Source organism: Pseudomonas aylmerensis (assembly GCF_001702265.1).
GTDB lineage: Bacteria > Pseudomonadota > Gammaproteobacteria > Pseudomonadales > Pseudomonadaceae > Aquipseudomonas > Aquipseudomonas aylmerensis.
In genome coordinates, this window is sequence record NZ_MAUE01000021.1 from 48,220 (window position 1) to 63,787 (window position 15,568).

Annotated in this window: 10 protein-coding genes and 1 tRNA gene; all 11 read left to right on the forward strand. The window is 61.5% G+C overall.

Annotated features, from left to right (window positions below):
• The first annotated feature begins 192 nt into the window (after nucleotides 1-192).
• The 11 genes from dnaG (at nucleotide 193) to pqqB (ending at nucleotide 15,560) form a co-directional block, all read left to right on the forward strand.
• The gene (dnaG, locus tag BBG20_RS14700; protein WP_065904655.1) at nucleotides 193-2,163 is read left to right on the forward strand and encodes a DNA primase; all 1,971 of its coding nucleotides are present in this window, start codon (nucleotides 193-195) and stop codon (nucleotides 2,161-2,163) included.
• A gap of 67 nt (nucleotides 2,164-2,230) precedes the next feature.
• A complete protein-coding gene (gene rpoD, locus BBG20_RS14705; protein WP_065904657.1) occupies nucleotides 2,231-4,081 on the forward strand; it encodes an RNA polymerase sigma factor RpoD in 1,851 nt (616 codons plus the stop codon).
• 136 nt (nucleotides 4,082-4,217) lie between these two features.
• Nucleotides 4,218-7,961, forward strand: a complete 3,744-nt coding sequence (locus BBG20_RS14710) for an EAL domain-containing protein (protein WP_065904658.1) — start codon at nucleotides 4,218-4,220, stop codon at nucleotides 7,959-7,961.
• A 15-nt stretch (nucleotides 7,962-7,976) separates the two neighbouring features.
• Nucleotides 7,977-8,053, forward strand: a tRNA-Ile gene (locus tag BBG20_RS14715).
• Nucleotides 8,054-8,222: 169 nt separating this feature from the next.
• Nucleotides 8,223-8,741, forward strand: coding sequence for a cupin domain-containing protein (locus BBG20_RS14720; protein WP_065904660.1), 519 nt, complete (start codon nucleotides 8,223-8,225; stop codon nucleotides 8,739-8,741).
• 84 nt (nucleotides 8,742-8,825) lie between these two features.
• Nucleotides 8,826-9,272 carry an Lrp/AsnC family transcriptional regulator gene (locus BBG20_RS14725; RefSeq protein WP_065904662.1) on the forward strand — a complete coding sequence of 149 codons (447 nt, stop codon included), beginning with the start codon at nucleotides 8,826-8,828 and terminating at the stop codon, nucleotides 9,270-9,272.
• Nucleotides 9,273-9,440: 168 nt separating this feature from the next.
• Complete coding sequence (locus tag BBG20_RS14730; protein WP_065904799.1) at nucleotides 9,441-11,123, forward strand: flavin monoamine oxidase family protein; 1,683 nt, start codon at nucleotides 9,441-9,443, stop codon at nucleotides 11,121-11,123.
• Between the two features lie 10 nt (nucleotides 11,124-11,133).
• A complete protein-coding gene (locus BBG20_RS14735) occupies nucleotides 11,134-11,928 on the forward strand; it encodes a carbon-nitrogen hydrolase family protein (RefSeq protein ID WP_065904664.1) in 795 nt (264 codons plus the stop codon).
• A 48-nt stretch (nucleotides 11,929-11,976) separates the two neighbouring features.
• Nucleotides 11,977-14,343 (forward strand): pyrroloquinoline quinone biosynthesis protein PqqF, encoded by a 2,367-nt coding sequence (pqqF, locus tag BBG20_RS14740; RefSeq protein WP_065904665.1) that lies wholly within the window; start codon nucleotides 11,977-11,979, stop codon nucleotides 14,341-14,343.
• Between the two features lie 159 nt (nucleotides 14,344-14,502).
• Nucleotides 14,503-14,577 (forward strand): pyrroloquinoline quinone precursor peptide PqqA, encoded by a 75-nt coding sequence (gene pqqA / locus BBG20_RS14745; RefSeq protein ID WP_003194766.1) that lies wholly within the window; start codon nucleotides 14,503-14,505, stop codon nucleotides 14,575-14,577.
• 71 nt (nucleotides 14,578-14,648) lie between these two features.
• Nucleotides 14,649-15,560, forward strand: coding sequence for a pyrroloquinoline quinone biosynthesis protein PqqB (gene pqqB, locus BBG20_RS14750; protein WP_065904667.1), 912 nt, complete (start codon nucleotides 14,649-14,651; stop codon nucleotides 15,558-15,560).
• The last annotated feature ends 8 nt before the right edge of the window (nucleotides 15,561-15,568 follow it).

Below are 15,568 nucleotides of genomic sequence, written 5' to 3' on the forward strand. Positions count from 1 at the left end.
GCCCACCGTTGGCCAATACCGGGCGCCAGGGCAACATTTCCACACCGAAGACTGATTAGAAACTAACGTCAGTGAATATTCGGCAGATACACTTCCGTACACCCCATGCAGACGCTAGATGCTCGAGCACTCGATACGCGCGCTTGAACACTTCACGGGCCCTCATTTACACGCAGTGATGACGAGAACGCCATGGCCGGGCTGATTCCCCAGAGCTTTATTGACGACCTTCTGAACCGCACCGACATCGTCGATGTTGTCAGCTCGCGCGTGCAAATGAAGAAGGCCGGCAAGAACTACACCGCCTGCTGCCCGTTCCACAAAGAAAAGACACCCTCGTTCAGCGTCAGCCCTGACAAGCAGTTCTACTACTGCTTCGGCTGCGGCGCCGGCGGCAACGCCCTCGGCTTCATCATGGACCACGACAACCTGGACTTCCCCCAGGCCGTCGAGGAACTGGCCAAAGCCGCCGGCATGGAAATCCCCCGCGAGGAAAGTGGCCGTGCGCACAAACCGCGCCAGCCTACCGATTCGCCGCTGTACCCGCTGCTGACGGCCGCTGCCGACTTCTATCGTCAGGCGCTTAAAAGCCATCCGCAGCGCAAGGCCGCCGTCGACTACCTCAAGGGTCGCGGACTCACCGGTGAAATCGCCCGCGACTTCGGCCTCGGTTTCGCCCCGCCGGGCTGGGACAACCTCTACAAGCACCTGAGCAGCGACACCCTGCAGCAAAAAGCCATGATCGATGCTGGCCTGCTGGTGGAAAACGCCGAGACCGGCAAGCGCTATGACCGTTTCCGCGACCGCGTGATGTTTCCGATCCGCGACAGTCGGGGCCGCATCATCGCCTTCGGCGGCCGCGTGCTGGGTGATGACAAGCCCAAATACCTGAACTCCCCGGAAACCCCGGTGTTTCACAAGGGCCAGGAGCTGTACGGGCTGTTCGAGGCGCGCAAGAACAACCGCAACCTCGATGAAATCATTGTGGTTGAAGGCTACATGGACGTGATCGCGCTGGCTCAGCAAGGCCTGCGCAATGCGGTGGCCACCCTTGGCACCGCGACCAGCGAAGAACACATGAAGCGCCTGTTTCGCGTGGTGCCCAGCGTATTGTTCTGCTTCGACGGCGACCAGGCCGGCCGCAACGCCGCCTGGCGCGCCCTCGAAGCCACGCTGTCGAGCCTGCAGGACGGGCGCCGCGCTCGCTTCCTGTTTTTGCCCGAAGGCGAAGACCCGGACACCCTGGTCCGTTCCGAAGGCACCGACGCGTTCCGCGCGCGCATCAACCAACATGCACAGCCGCTGGCCGACTACTTCTTCCAGCAACTGACCGAAGAAGCCGATCCACGCTCGCTTGAAGGCAAGGCCCACATGGCCACCCTCGCTGCGCCGCTGATCGACAAAGTCCCAGGCGCCAACCTGAAGTCGCTGATGCGCATGCGCCTGCTCGAAATCACCGGACTGAGCGGTGAAGCCGTCAGCCAGCTGGTGCACAACGCCCCGCAGGACGCGCCGCCTGCCTACGACCCAGGCATGGATTACGACGCCATGCCGGACTATTCGGATTTCCATCAACCGCAGGAGGCCTACGCGCCACAGCAGGAATGGACGCCGAAAAAACCCGGCGCCGGCGGCAAGAAATGGGACAAGAAGCCCTGGAGCAAGAACGGCAAGCGCGGTGATCGCGACGAAGCCTACGCTCCGCGCACGCCGGTTGCCGTAGAGGCACCGACGTTGATTGCCCTGCGCACGCTTATCCACCACCCGCAACTGGCGGGCAAGGTTGAAAGTGCCGAACACTTTGCCAACGAGAGCAACACTTACGCTCAGGTGCTGATCGCCCTGATCGAAGCCGTGCAGAAAAATCCTAAGCTAAACTCTATTCAGCTGATGGCTCGCTGGCATGGAACCGAACAAGGCCGCTTGTTGAAAGCCCTCGCGGAAAAGGAGTGGCTAATTGACGGCGATAACCTTGAACAACAGTTTTTAGACACCATTACTAGGTTATCCGCGGGTCAGCACACGCAGACCCTCGATGAACTGATCAAGAGAGCAAGGCAGCCGGGATTGTCGGCTGAAGAGCAAATTCAGATAGCAAAACAGATGCGCGACCTCTTAAAACAGAATGTTTCCGCATCAAACCCGACCTCAGCTGGCGTGTGAGGTCATAGCTCGGGTATAATCCTCGGCTTGTTTTTTGCCCGCCAAGACCTTCAGTGGATAGGGTGTTATGTCCGGAAAAGCGCAACAGCAGTCTCGTATCAAAGAGTTGATCACCCTTGGTCGTGAGCAGAAGTATCTGACTTACGCAGAGGTCAACGATCACCTGCCTGAGGATATTTCAGATCCAGAGCAGGTGGAAGACATCATCCGCATGATTAACGACATGGGGATCCCCGTACACGAGAGTGCTCCGGATGCGGACGCCCTTATGTTGGCCGACGCCGATACCGACGAGGCAGCCGCTGAAGAAGCCGCTGCCGCGCTGGCCGCGGTGGAGACCGACATCGGTCGCACGACTGACCCTGTGCGCATGTATATGCGTGAAATGGGTACCGTCGAGTTGCTGACACGTGAAGGCGAAATCGAAATCGCCAAGCGTATCGAAGAGGGTATCCGTGAAGTGATGGGCGCAATCGCGCACTTCCCAGGCACGGTTGACCACATTCTCTCCGAGTACACTCGCGTCACCACCGAAGGTGGCCGCCTGTCCGACGTCCTCAGCGGTTATATCGATCCGGACGACGGCATTGCGCCGCCTGCCGCCGAAGTACCGCCGCCTGTCGATGCCAAGGCCGCGAAAGCCGACGACGATTCCGAAGACGACGACGCTGAAGCCAGCGGCGATGACGAAGATGAAGTCGAAAGCGGTCCGGACCCGATCATTGCTGCCCAGCGTTTCGGTGCGGTTTCCGATCAAATGGAAATCACCCGCAAGGCCCTGAAAAAGCACGGTCGCGCCAACAAGCAGGCAATTGCCGAGCTGCTGGCCCTGGCTGAGCTGTTCATGCCGATCAAGCTGGTACCGAAGCAATTCGAAGGCCTGGTTGAGCGTGTTCGCAGCGCCCTTGAGCGTCTGCGTGCACAAGAACGCGCAATCATGCAGCTGTGTGTGCGTGATGCACGCATGCCGCGTGCCGACTTCCTGCGCCAGTTCCCGGGCAACGAAGTTGACGAAAGCTGGACCGACGCACTGGCCAAGGGCAAGGCAAAATACGCCGAAGCCATTGGTCGCCTGCAGCCCGACATCATCCGTTGCCAGCAGAAGCTGACCGCGCTTGAGACCGAAACCGGTCTGACGATTGCCGAGATCAAGGACATCAACCGTCGCATGTCGATCGGTGAGGCCAAGGCCCGCCGCGCGAAGAAAGAGATGGTTGAAGCGAACTTGCGTCTGGTGATCTCCATCGCCAAGAAGTACACCAACCGTGGCCTGCAATTCCTCGATCTGATCCAGGAAGGCAACATCGGCTTGATGAAGGCTGTGGACAAGTTCGAATACCGTCGCGGCTACAAGTTCTCGACCTATGCCACCTGGTGGATCCGTCAGGCGATCACTCGCTCGATCGCCGACCAGGCCCGCACCATCCGTATTCCGGTGCACATGATCGAGACGATCAACAAGCTCAACCGTATTTCCCGGCAGATGTTGCAGGAAATGGGTCGCGAACCGACCCCGGAAGAGCTGGGCGAACGCATGGAAATGCCTGAGGACAAGATCCGCAAGGTATTGAAGATCGCTAAAGAGCCGATCTCCATGGAAACCCCGATCGGTGATGACGAAGACTCTCATCTGGGTGACTTCATCGAAGACTCGACCATGCAGTCGCCAATCGATGTCGCCACCGTTGAGAGCCTTAAAGAAGCAACTCGCGACGTACTGTCCGGCCTCACTGCCCGTGAAGCCAAGGTACTGCGCATGCGTTTCGGCATCGACATGAATACCGACCACACTCTTGAGGAAGTCGGTAAGCAGTTTGACGTGACCCGTGAGCGGATCCGTCAGATCGAAGCCAAGGCGCTGCGCAAGTTGCGCCACCCGACGCGAAGCGAGCATCTGCGCTCCTTCCTCGACGAGTGATACCAGAACCCCCGGCCCAGGCCGGGGGTTTTGTTTTGTATCGATTTAACTCGACAGATTAACTGCCCCCGCACCACCCCTCCCCCGCAATGCCCGTCTACACTCGAAACATTCCCCGTGCCATAACGAGACCGTTATGCCCAGATTGCCGACTGTGTTACTGCTGTCGCTGCTGACCTGGACCGCAACGGCTGGCGCGTTGACTCTTACTGATGATGAGCGTGGCTGGCTGGCGGACCATCAGGAGCTGCGCCTGGGGGTGGACGCGTCGTGGCCACCTTTTGAATACCGCGACGAAAACGGCCGCTACCAAGGCCTGGCGGCGGATTACGTGCGCCTGATCCAGGACCGCCTCGGCGTGAGGGTCAAGCTGATCGAGCCAGTGAACTGGAGCGCGGTGCTGGAGCAGGCCCGCAACAACCAGCTCGACCTGCTGCCAGGCATCATGTCCACGCCGGAGCGCCAGGGCTACATGGCGTTCACGCGCCCATACCTGGACTTCCCTATCGTCATCCTGGCCCATGAAGGCGGCGCCACTCCCCGCACCCTGAAGGACCTCTACGGCCTGAAGATTGCCGTGGTCGAGAACTACGCTCCCCATGAGCTGCTGCGCACTCACCATCCCGACCTCAACCTGGTGGCCATGCCAAACGTCAGTTCGACGTTGCAGGCCCTGGCGACCGATGAGGTGGATGCGGTGGTCGGCGACCTGGCCTCCAGCGTCTGGAGCCTGCGCCAGCTCAAACTGGATGGTTTGTACGTCAGCGGCGAAACCCCCTATCGCTACCAACTGGCGATGGGCGTGCCACGAGACAACAAAATGCTGGTGGGCATCCTGGACAAGGTCCTGGCCGACCTCAGCCCGCAGGAAACCGACGCGATCCAGCAACATTGGGTCGGCAGCTTCACCGATCACCGCACATTCTGGACCGATCTGCTGATGTACGGCCTGCCTGCGGTGCTGTTGCTGAGCACCGTCCTGGCCATCGTGATTCGGATCAATCGTCGGCTTAGCTCGGAAATTTCCCGCCGTGTCGCCCTCGAACAGGAACTGCGCAGCAGCGAATATCACTATCGCGGGCTGGTGGAGAGCCTGTCCGCCATTGCCTGGGAAGCCAGCGTCACCGACTTCACCTATAGCTACGTCTCACCACATGCCGAGGAATTGCTCGGCTATCCCCGCGCGCATTGGCTGATTCCGGGCTTCTGGCGCAACATCATCCACCCGGCCGACCTGACGCGGACCGAAGCCTATTGCTACCGCGAAACCCGCGCCAGCCGCGATCACAGTGTCGATTACCGGGTGATCACTGCCGACGGTCGCTGCCTGTGGGTGCGCGACATTGTCAGCCTGATCGAACACGGCCACGAACCGGTACTGCGCGGCTTGATGATCGACATCAGCGAAGCCAAGCGCACCGAGGAGGCGCTGCAACTGTCCGAGCAGAAATTTGCCTCCGTGTTCCAGCAGTGCCCGGACATTCTGGTGATCGCGCGGCTGTCCGATGGCTGTCTGCTGGAGGTCAACAAAGCGTTCGAGGACCAGGTTGGCCTGACGGCCGAGGAAGTGCTCGGCAAAACTGCGACGTCCCTGAATATCTGGGGCATCCCGGGCATCGGCCCCGACCTGCTGAAACGGGTGCAAACCACCAGTATCCGCAACCTCGAAATGCCTTTCCGGCGCAGCAACGGCCAGGCGTTCACCGGGCTGATTTCGGCCGAGCCGTTCCAGCTCGACACCACCGAAGCCTTGGTGGTGGTGGTGCGCGACATCACCCAACTCAAGGAAACCCAGCAACAACTGCAAACCTCCGAGGAGAAGTTCGCCAAAGCCTTCCACGCCTCCCCTGACGGTTTGCTGCTGAGCCGGCAACGCGATGGCCTGCTGATTGAAGTCAACGATGGTTTCAGCCGCATCACCGGCTTCAACAGTGCCACCTCCCTCGACCAGTCCACCCTGGACCTGGGCATCTGGGTCGACCTCAACGAGCGCAAGCACATGCTGGAGTTGATGCACCGCGATGGTTTTGTGCGTGACTTCATCTGCCATATCCGTCGCAGCGACGGGCAGATCCGGCTATGTGAAGTGTCCAGCCGCCCGCTGCCGATTGCCGGTGAAGATTGCATGCTGACCATCGCCCGCGACATTACCGAACGCCAGCTGATGCAGGAAAAACTGCAACAGGCCGCGACGGTGTTTGAAAGCACCGCCGAAGGCGTCTTGATCACCGACATTCGGCAGAACATCAGCGCCGTCAACCGCGCCTTCAGCGAAATCACCGGATACAGCGAGGCTGAAGCCCTTGGCAATACACCGCGCCTGCTCGCCTCCGGCCTGCATGACAGCGCGTTTTACGCCGCGATGTGGCACCAATTGACTGCCCAGGGGCACTGGCAGGGCGAGATTTCCAACCGGCGCAAGAACGGCGAGCTGTACCCCAGCTGGCTGACCATCAGCGCCGTGCGCAACCGCGATCAGATGATCACGCACTTCGTCGCCGTCTTTGCCGATATCTCCAGCCTCAAACTGGCCCAGGCCCGTCTCGACTACCAGGCGCACCACGATCCACTGACCGGCCTGCCCAACCGCACCCTGTTCGAGAGCCGCCTGCAGGCCGCCCTCAATGGCCATCAGGAAACCGGCAAACAGGGTGCCGTGCTGTTTCTCGACCTGGACCGCTTCAAACATATCAACGACAGCCTCGGCCATCCGATCGGCGACTTGCTGCTCAAAGACATCGCGGTGCGCCTCAAGGAGCAACTGCGCGACATCGACACCGTTGCGCGCCTGGGCGGTGATGAATTCATCATCCTGCTCCCCGGCCTGCAACATGCCAGCGACGCCCAGTACCTGGCGAACAAGCTTTTGGCGTGCTTCACGCCGCCCTTCCAGGCCGGCGAACACGAGTTTTTCATCAGCGCCAGCATTGGCACCAGCCTCTATCCCCAGGATGGCACCGACGTCGCCACCTTGGTCAAAAATGCCGACGCGGCGATGTACCGCTCCAAGGCCAAGGGCCGTAACCGCGTCGAAAGCTACACCCGCGACCTTACCGCCCAGGCCAACGAGCGCGTGGCGCTGGAACATGAACTGCGCCGCGCCATCGAGCGCGACGAGCTGAGCCTGTATTACCAACCCAAACTCAGCCTGGAAACCCACGAACTGATCGGCGCCGAAGCACTGATTCGCTGGCGTCACCCCACCTTTGGCGACGTACCGCCCGAACACTTCATTGCCCTGGCCGAAGAGAACGGCATGATCCTGCAGATTGGCGACTGGGTGCTGGAGCAGGCCTGCCGGCAAATGCATGCCTGGCAATCCGCCTTCGATGATTTCGGCCCGCTGTCGGTCAACCTCGCCGGCGCGCAACTGCGTCACCCCGGCCTGCTGGGGCGCATCGAACAGTTACTGCATGACTACCGCCTCGACCCCGGCTGCCTGCAACTGGAGATCACCGAAAACTTCATCATGAGCCAGGCCGAAGAAGCGCTGGAAGTTCTGCATCAGCTCAAACGCCTGGGCGTACAGCTGGCAATCGATGACTTCGGCACCGGCTACTCGTCCCTCAGCTACCTCAAGCGCCTGCCGCTGGACTTCCTGAAAATCGACCAATCCTTCGTCCGCGGACTGCCCGACGACCCGCACGACGCCGCGATCGTGCGCGCCATCATTGCCTTGGGCCACAGCATGCAATTCACCATCATCGCCGAAGGTGTGGAGAACCCTGCGCAACAGGCATTCCTCGCCGCCGAGGGCTGTGAACAGATGCAAGGCTACATCGTCAGCCTGCCCCTGCCGCCGGAGCTTTTTGCAGCGACGTTTCTTCGTATGGACCTTGAGGACTTTTCGGATAGCACAGTGGAGAAACCATCGTTATAATCCGCGACCTGTTTAGGGCCTATAGCTCAGTTGGTCAGAGCAGAGGACTCATAATCCTTTGGTCCACGGTTCAAGTCCGTGTGGGCCCACCAAACAAGAAAGCCGCGCATTGCGCGGCTTTCGTCGTTTCTGGCGCGTGCAAATTCGGGGCGCTGCTGCACTCGACCTCGGCAATGAAAGATTTGTTAATTGTTCGCGCCAGCTGCGACGCAGACCATGGCCGGCGATCAATATCGACTTCAGTACGAGGAAACCGGCTCCATGCCTCAAGCCCCACGTTCGCCGCACGCGCTCATCCGCCCCCTGTTCAACCTGGGCAGCGCCCTCGCCATCAGCCTTGCGACCTTCAGCTGCGCCCATGCCGCAACGCCCGCCCCGGCCACGATCAAGGCGTTCAAACTGTGTACGGGCGCGGACAATGCGTCGCACGTCCTGGTCGGCAGCATCGACCAGAACATGCGCAATGACGTCACCGCCATTCACTTCAAGCAAAGCCCGGCGCATGCCGCTTACGGTTGGCATAACGACCCGGAGCCGCAATACGTGATGACGCTATCCGGCACCCTGGCGTTCGCTACGCGGGGTGGCGAGACGTTCACGTTGCATCCCGGTGAAGTGCTGGTCGCCGAAGACAATACCGGCTCAGGCCATCGCTGGAAGCTCATCGACGACCAGCCTTGGCGGCGTGGCTACGTGGTGTTGAAGCACGGCGCAGTCGATTCGTTTGTGCCCGACGACCCCGCCGCGGCGAAGGTGTGCAAGGCGCCCGCCGCGAGCTGAGCGCAGCCTGGAACCGAACGTGCGGTTCCAGGACGCAAGCCTGTAACATGCCACTCCATTGCCGTCCGCTCTGGAGCTTTGCCCTTGCCCGTCCTCGATGAAATCGATCGTCAACTGATCGCCGCCCTGCAGATCAACGCGCGTGAAAGCGTGGCCATGCTCGCTCGGCAGCTGGGCATCGCGCGTACCACGGTGACGTCGCGCCTGGCACGGCTGGAGAAAACCCAGGTGATCACCGGTTACGGCGTGCGCCTGGGACAGCGTGTCGTGGATGGCGGTTTGCAGGCTTATGTCGGGATCACCGTACAGGCGCGCTCGGGCAAGGAGGTGCTGCGCAAGTTGAGTGCCATGGCCCAGGTGCAGCAGCTGTGTGCAGTGAGTGGTGAGTTCGATTACGTCGCCTGGCTGCGCACCGATTCGCCGGAGCAACTGGACCAACTGCTGGACCAGATCGGCAGTGTCGACGGCGTGGAAAAAACCACCACCTCGATCATCCTCAGTAACAAATTGGACCGCGGCCAGCCAATCTGACCAGTAACCTCGTCACATTGACTGAAACCAATTCATTCCGACGACACATTGCGTCTTATTAACGAGCGCAACGCTCCCTAAACTGGCTGCCATCTTTTCCTATACTCAGCGGGTCACGTCCTGCCGAGTCGTCAGCAAGGGTCAGCCATGAGCATTCCGTCCAGCACCATCAGCAAGACCAATCGCCACCCCGCAGACGGCAAGAAACCCATCACCATCTTCGGCCCGGACTTTCCGTTTGCCTTCGATGACTGGATCGAACACCCGGCCGGGCTGGGCAGCATTCCCGCCGCCAACCATGGCGCCGAAGTGGCGATCGTCGGGGCCGGGATCGCCGGCCTGGTCGCCGCCTACGAGCTGATGAAACTGGGCCTAAAGCCCGTGGTGTACGAAGCCTCGAAGATGGGCGGCCGCCTGCGCTCCCAGGCCTTCGAAGGCGCCGAAGGCATCATCGCCGAGCTGGGCGGCATGCGCTTCCCGGTGTCGTCCACCGCGTTTTATCACTATGTCGACAAGCTGGGCCTGGAGACCAAACCCTTCCCCAACCCGCTGACGCCGGCGTCCGGCAGCACGGTGATCGACCTCGAAGGCCAGACCCATTACGCCCAAAAGCTCTCCGACTTGCCGGTGCTGTTCCAGGAAGTCGCCGATGCGTGGGCGGATGCCCTGGAAGCCGGCTCACAGTTCGGGGATATCCAGCAGGCGATCCGCGACCGTGACGTGCCACGCCTCAAAGCGCTGTGGAACAAGCTGGTGCCACTGTGGGACGACCGCACTTTCTACGACTTCGTCGCCACCTCCAAGGCATTCGCCAAGCTCTCGTTCCTGCACCGCGAAGTGTTCGGCCAGGTCGGTTTCGGCACCGGCGGCTGGGACTCTGACTTCCCCAACTCGATGCTGGAAATCTTCCGCGTGGTCATGACCAACTGCGACGACCACCAGCACCTGGTGGTCGGCGGCGTGGCCCAGGTGCCGATGGGCATCTGGCGTCACGTACCGGAGCGTTGCGCCCACTGGCCGGCCGGCACCAGCCTCAGCTCGTTGCACCGCGGCGCGCCGCGCGCCGGGGTCAAGCGCATCGCCCACGCCGCCGATGGCCGCTTTGCCGTCACCGACAACTACGGCGACACGCGCGAATACGCCGCCGTGCTCACCACCTGCCAAAGCTGGCTGCTGACCACCCAGATCGAGTGCGATGAAACCCTGTTCTCGCAAAAGATGTGGATGGCCCTCGACCGCACGCGTTATATGCAGTCGTCGAAAACCTTCGTGATGGTCGACCGCCCGTTCTGGAAAGACAAAGACCCGGAAACCGGCCGCGACCTCATGAGCATGACCCTCACCGATCGCCTGACCCGTGGCACCTATCTGTTCGACAACGGCGACGACAAACCCGGCGTGATCTGCCTGTCGTACTCATGGATGAGCGACGCGTTGAAAATGCTGCCGCAGCCCATCGATAAACGCGTGAAGCTGGCCCTCGACGCGCTGAAAAAGATCTACCCGAACGTCGACATCAAGGCACGCATCATCGGCGATCCGATCACAGTGTCCTGGGAAGCCGACCCGCACTTTCTCGGGGCCTTCAAGGGCGCGCTGCCGGGTCACTATCGCTACAACCAGCGGATGTATGCGCACTTCATGCAGAAGGATATGCCCGCTGAACAACGTGGGATTTTTATCGCCGGCGATGACGTGTCCTGGACCCCAGCCTGGGTCGAGGGCGCGGTGCAGACCTCGCTGAACGCGGTGTGGGGCATCATGACCCACTTTGGCGGCAGCACTCACCCCGAGAATCCCGGGCCGGGTGATGTGTTCGATGAGATCGGCCCGATCGCCCTGGCGGACTAAGGAGTTGAGGATGCGTGTCGCCCTGTACCAATGCCCGCCGTTGCCGCTGGATGTGGCCGGTAACCTCAAGCGTCTGCACCAACTGGCGCATGAAGCTTCGGATGCCGATGTGCTGGTGCTGCCAGAGATGTTTCTCAGCGGCTACAACATCGGCGCCGAGGCGGTTGGCGCCCTGGCCGAAGCGCAGGATGGGCCATCGGCTCAAGCAATTGCCGAAATGGCGCAAAGCGCTGGCCTGGCGATTCTGTACGGCTACCCGGAACGCGCCGAAGACGGACAGATCTACAACGCCGTGCAATTGATCGACGCCCACGGCCAGCGCTTGTGCAACTACCGCAAGACCCATCTGTTTGGCGACCTGGACCACTCGATGTTCAGTGCCGGCGGCGATGATTGGCCGCTGGTGGAGCTCAATGGCTGGAAGCTCGGCGTCCTGATCTGCTACGACCTGGAGTTCCCGGAAAATACCCGCCGCCTGGCTCTCGCCGGAGCCGAGCTGATCCTGGTACCCACGGCCAATATGGTGCCGTTCGACTTTGTTGCCGACGTGACGGTGCGGGCACGCGCCTTCGAGAACCAGTGCTACGTGGCCTACGCCAATTACTGTGGGCATGAAGGCGAGATTCAGTACTGTGGGCAAAGCAGCATCGCCGCGCCGGACGGCCAGCGAATCGCCCAGGCAGGCCTGGATGAAGCCTTGATTGTCGGCAAGCTGGATCACCAATCGATCCGCGACGCGCGCGCCGCCAATCACTACCTGCAAGACCGCCGCCCCGAACTGTACGGCGCACTGCACAAGCCCTGATCCTGCGGGTTTGCTAGCATAGGCACCTCTCTTGTTTCGGAAGTGCCCATGCCTGCGCCGGCCCACCCTCATCGCCAACACCTGACCCTGGCCAACGGCCTGCGGGTTTCCCTGCACCATGCGCCGCGCTTGAAGCGCAGTGCGGCGGTCTTGCGGGTGGCTGCCGGCAGCCATGATGTGCCGCTGGCGTGGCCGGGGCTGGCGCATTTTCTGGAGCACCTGTTGTTTCTCGGTACTGTGCGTTTTCCCACGGGCGAAGGCTTGATGGCCTACGTGCAACGCCAGGGTGGCCAAATCAATGCCAGCACGCGCGAGCGCACCACGGAGTTCTTCTTCGAGTTGCCGGTGGCGGGCTTGGCGCAGGGTTTGGAGCGGCTGGCAGACATGCTGACTCACCCGCGCCTGACGGTCGAAGACCAGTTGCGTGAGCGCGAAGTCCTGCACGCCGAGTATGTGGCCTGGTCCCAGGATGCCCAGGCGCAACAGCAGGTCGCGTTGCTGGCAGGCCTGGCGGCGGATCATCCGTTGCGAGGTTTTCATGCGGGTAACCGCGACAGTCTGCCGGTGGAGCGTGAGGCTTTTCAGCAAGCGTTGCGGGCATTCCACCAAGGGTTCTATCGCAGCGGGCAGATGACGTTGAGCCTTGCCGGCCCCCAGTCGCTGGCAGACTTGCAAGCCTTGGCGCAGCAGTTCAGCGCGGCCCTGACCTCGGGGCCTTTGCAGCCCCAAGTCGAGCCGCCGCCACTGGCGCAAGGCCAGGCACCGAGTTATCAACATGTCGCCGATAACCACCTGCACCAGGTCATTGCCTGCAGGGCTCCCCGCGAAGCACTGGATTTTCTCTGCACCTGGCTAAACGCCTCGGCGCCGGGCGGCCTGTTGGCGGAACTGAAGGCAAGAAAACTCGCCAGCGCAGTGCAGGCGTCGGTGCTTTACCACTTTGCCGGACAAGCAGTGCTGGATATCGACTTCACGCTCGCGAACCAAAGCGCTTCGACGACACACATTGAGGCATTGCTTTACGACTGGCTGAGCTTTTTCGCACACAGCGACTGGGCTTCACTGCGAGAAGAATTCGCCCTGCTGGCGGCGCGCCAACAGCAGGTGCAAGGCGCACTGGCCTTGGCCCGACACGACAGCGAAGGCCTGACGGATGAGGATGTCGCGGCCCTCAAGATCCTGCTGGAGACCCTGCACCTACCGTCCTGCGAACAGGCCTGGCAACTGCCGCCCAACAATCCGTTCCTGCGCCCTCCCGTCAAGGACGAGCGCGCCGGCCTGATTCGTGGCCAAACCAGCGCCCACCGGGGCTTGCGCACCTTTGCCCAAGACCGTTCGCGGGGGCGGCGAGAGCTGTCGGCACTGACATTCAACCAAGGGTTGGCGAATGACAGCGATGAGGGCGCGCTCTACCTGCACTGGCGGTTTGAGGCTGCCATACCCGCCGGGCTGGATAGCACCTTGCAGGCGCTGCGCGAGAATGCTCGTCAGGCAGGTGTTGAAATGTCTTTCGAAACTGTCGGCAATGACTGGTTGGTGAAGCTGATCGGGCTGCAAGAGCCGATGCCAGCGATACTCGAGGCGCTGGCGCTCGACGTGCATCAACCGCAAGAGGCACCCAGCGCCCCGACACCGATGCTCGCGATCCGGGCATTACTCAAGGCGCTCCCTGCCTGTTGCACCGCCGGCGTCAGCGTCTCCAGCGAGCAACCCATGTCCTGGGCCACCGCACGTTGGCAAGGGCTTGGCGTTGGTTTGTCACCCGCCTCTGAAGTGGCGATCAAGGCTGCGGCCGCGCGCTTGCCCGGGCACGCAGCGCGACTGGAATCCACGTGCACCAGCATCAGCGGCCAACATCTCTGGCATCAACTGAACACCGAATCCGCAGAGGCGGCGTTGCTGCTGTTTTGCCCTGCGCCTACCCAGTCCCTGACGGACGAAGCCGCGTGGCGATTGCTCGGGCACCTGCTCCAGGGCCCCTTCTACCAACGTCTGCGGGTCGAGCTGCAGTTAGGCTACGCCGTGTTCAGCAGCGTCCGACAAATCAACGGGCAAATCGGACTGCTGTTTGGCGTGCAATCCCCCAGCGTTTCACTTGAAGGGATCCTTGAGCACCTGCAGGCTTTCCTGGCGCAGTTGCCTGCGCTGATCGACAGCCGCCCGCTGGATAACCAGGCCCTGGCGCAACAATTCACGGTCCAGGCGCTGCCCATCGCCCACGCCGCCGAACTGCTCTGGCAGGCGTATTTGGCGGGCCATCCGTCGGATTACCTCACGCGCCTCCAACAAGCGATCCAGGCCTGCACACGCGAAGACCTGCTGCACGCCGCCCGACAGCTCGAGGGTGCTGCAGGCGGCTGGCGCTGCATCGCCAACGGCCCGCGCATCAACGATGCCTGGCAAGTGCCAGACTGATCATTGCCGCCCTTGCAAAAGGCTTTTGTTACCGAGACAGCGCTAACTTGAAAAGAATTGCGTAACATTCATACGCACACCTCTGAACATCTCCGACTGGAGGTGGACTATATGTATTACTTGGTAGTGAATGTCCCATCCCTTCGTAGGAGTAAGAATATGACCTGGTCCAAACCTGCTTACACTGATCTGCGCATCGGTTTCGAAGTCACCATGTACTTCGCCAGCCGGTAATCCGCTGGGTAATACAACGCCTCGGTTCGCCCGGGGCGTTTTTGTTTTGAGCTTTGCTTGATGGAGCGGCCATGTTTGTCCAGATTCTAGGTTCCGCCGCCGGCGGTGGCTTCCCGCAGTGGAACTGCAACTGCGTGAACTGCGCGGGTTTTCGTGACGGTAGCCTGCGGGCGCAGGCGCGCACCCAATCGTCCATCGCGATTTCCGACGACGGCGTGAACTGGGTGTTGTGCAATGCCTCGCCGGATATCCGCGCGCAACTCCAGGGCTTTGCGCCGATGCAACCCGGCCGCGCCCTGCGCGACACCGGTATCAGCGCGATCATCCTGATGGACAGCCAGATCGACCACACCACCGGCCTGCTGAGCCTGCGCGAAGGTTGCCCACATCAGGTGTGGTGCACCGACATGGTCCATGAAGACCTGAGCACCGGCTTTCCGTTGTTCACCATGCTCACCCACTGGAACGGTGGCCTGGCCTGGAACCGTATCGAACTGGACGCCAGCTTCACCATCCCGGCCTGCCCCAACCTGCGCTTCACCCCGCTACCGTTGCGCAGCGCCGCGCCGCCTTATTCGCCGCACCGCTTCGATCCGCACCCAGGCGACAACATCGGCCTGATCGTCGAAGACCTGCGCACCGGCGGCAAACTGTTCTACGCCCCGGGCCTGGGCAAGGTCGACGCCGCCTTGCTGGAAATCATGGCTGGCAGCGATTGCCTGTTGGTGGACGGCACAATGTGGGATGACGACGAAATGCAGCGCCGTGGCGTCGGCACCCGCACCGGTCGCGAGATGGGGCACCTGGCACAAAACGGCCCCGGCGGCATGCTGGAGGTGCTGGAACAGCTGCCCAAACAGCGCAAGGTGCTGATCCATATCAACAACACCAACCCGATCCTCGATGAAGACTCCCCCGAGCGTGCCGAGCTGGGGCGACGCAATGTCGAAGTGGCTTACGACGGCATGAGCATTGAATTGTAGGAGTGATC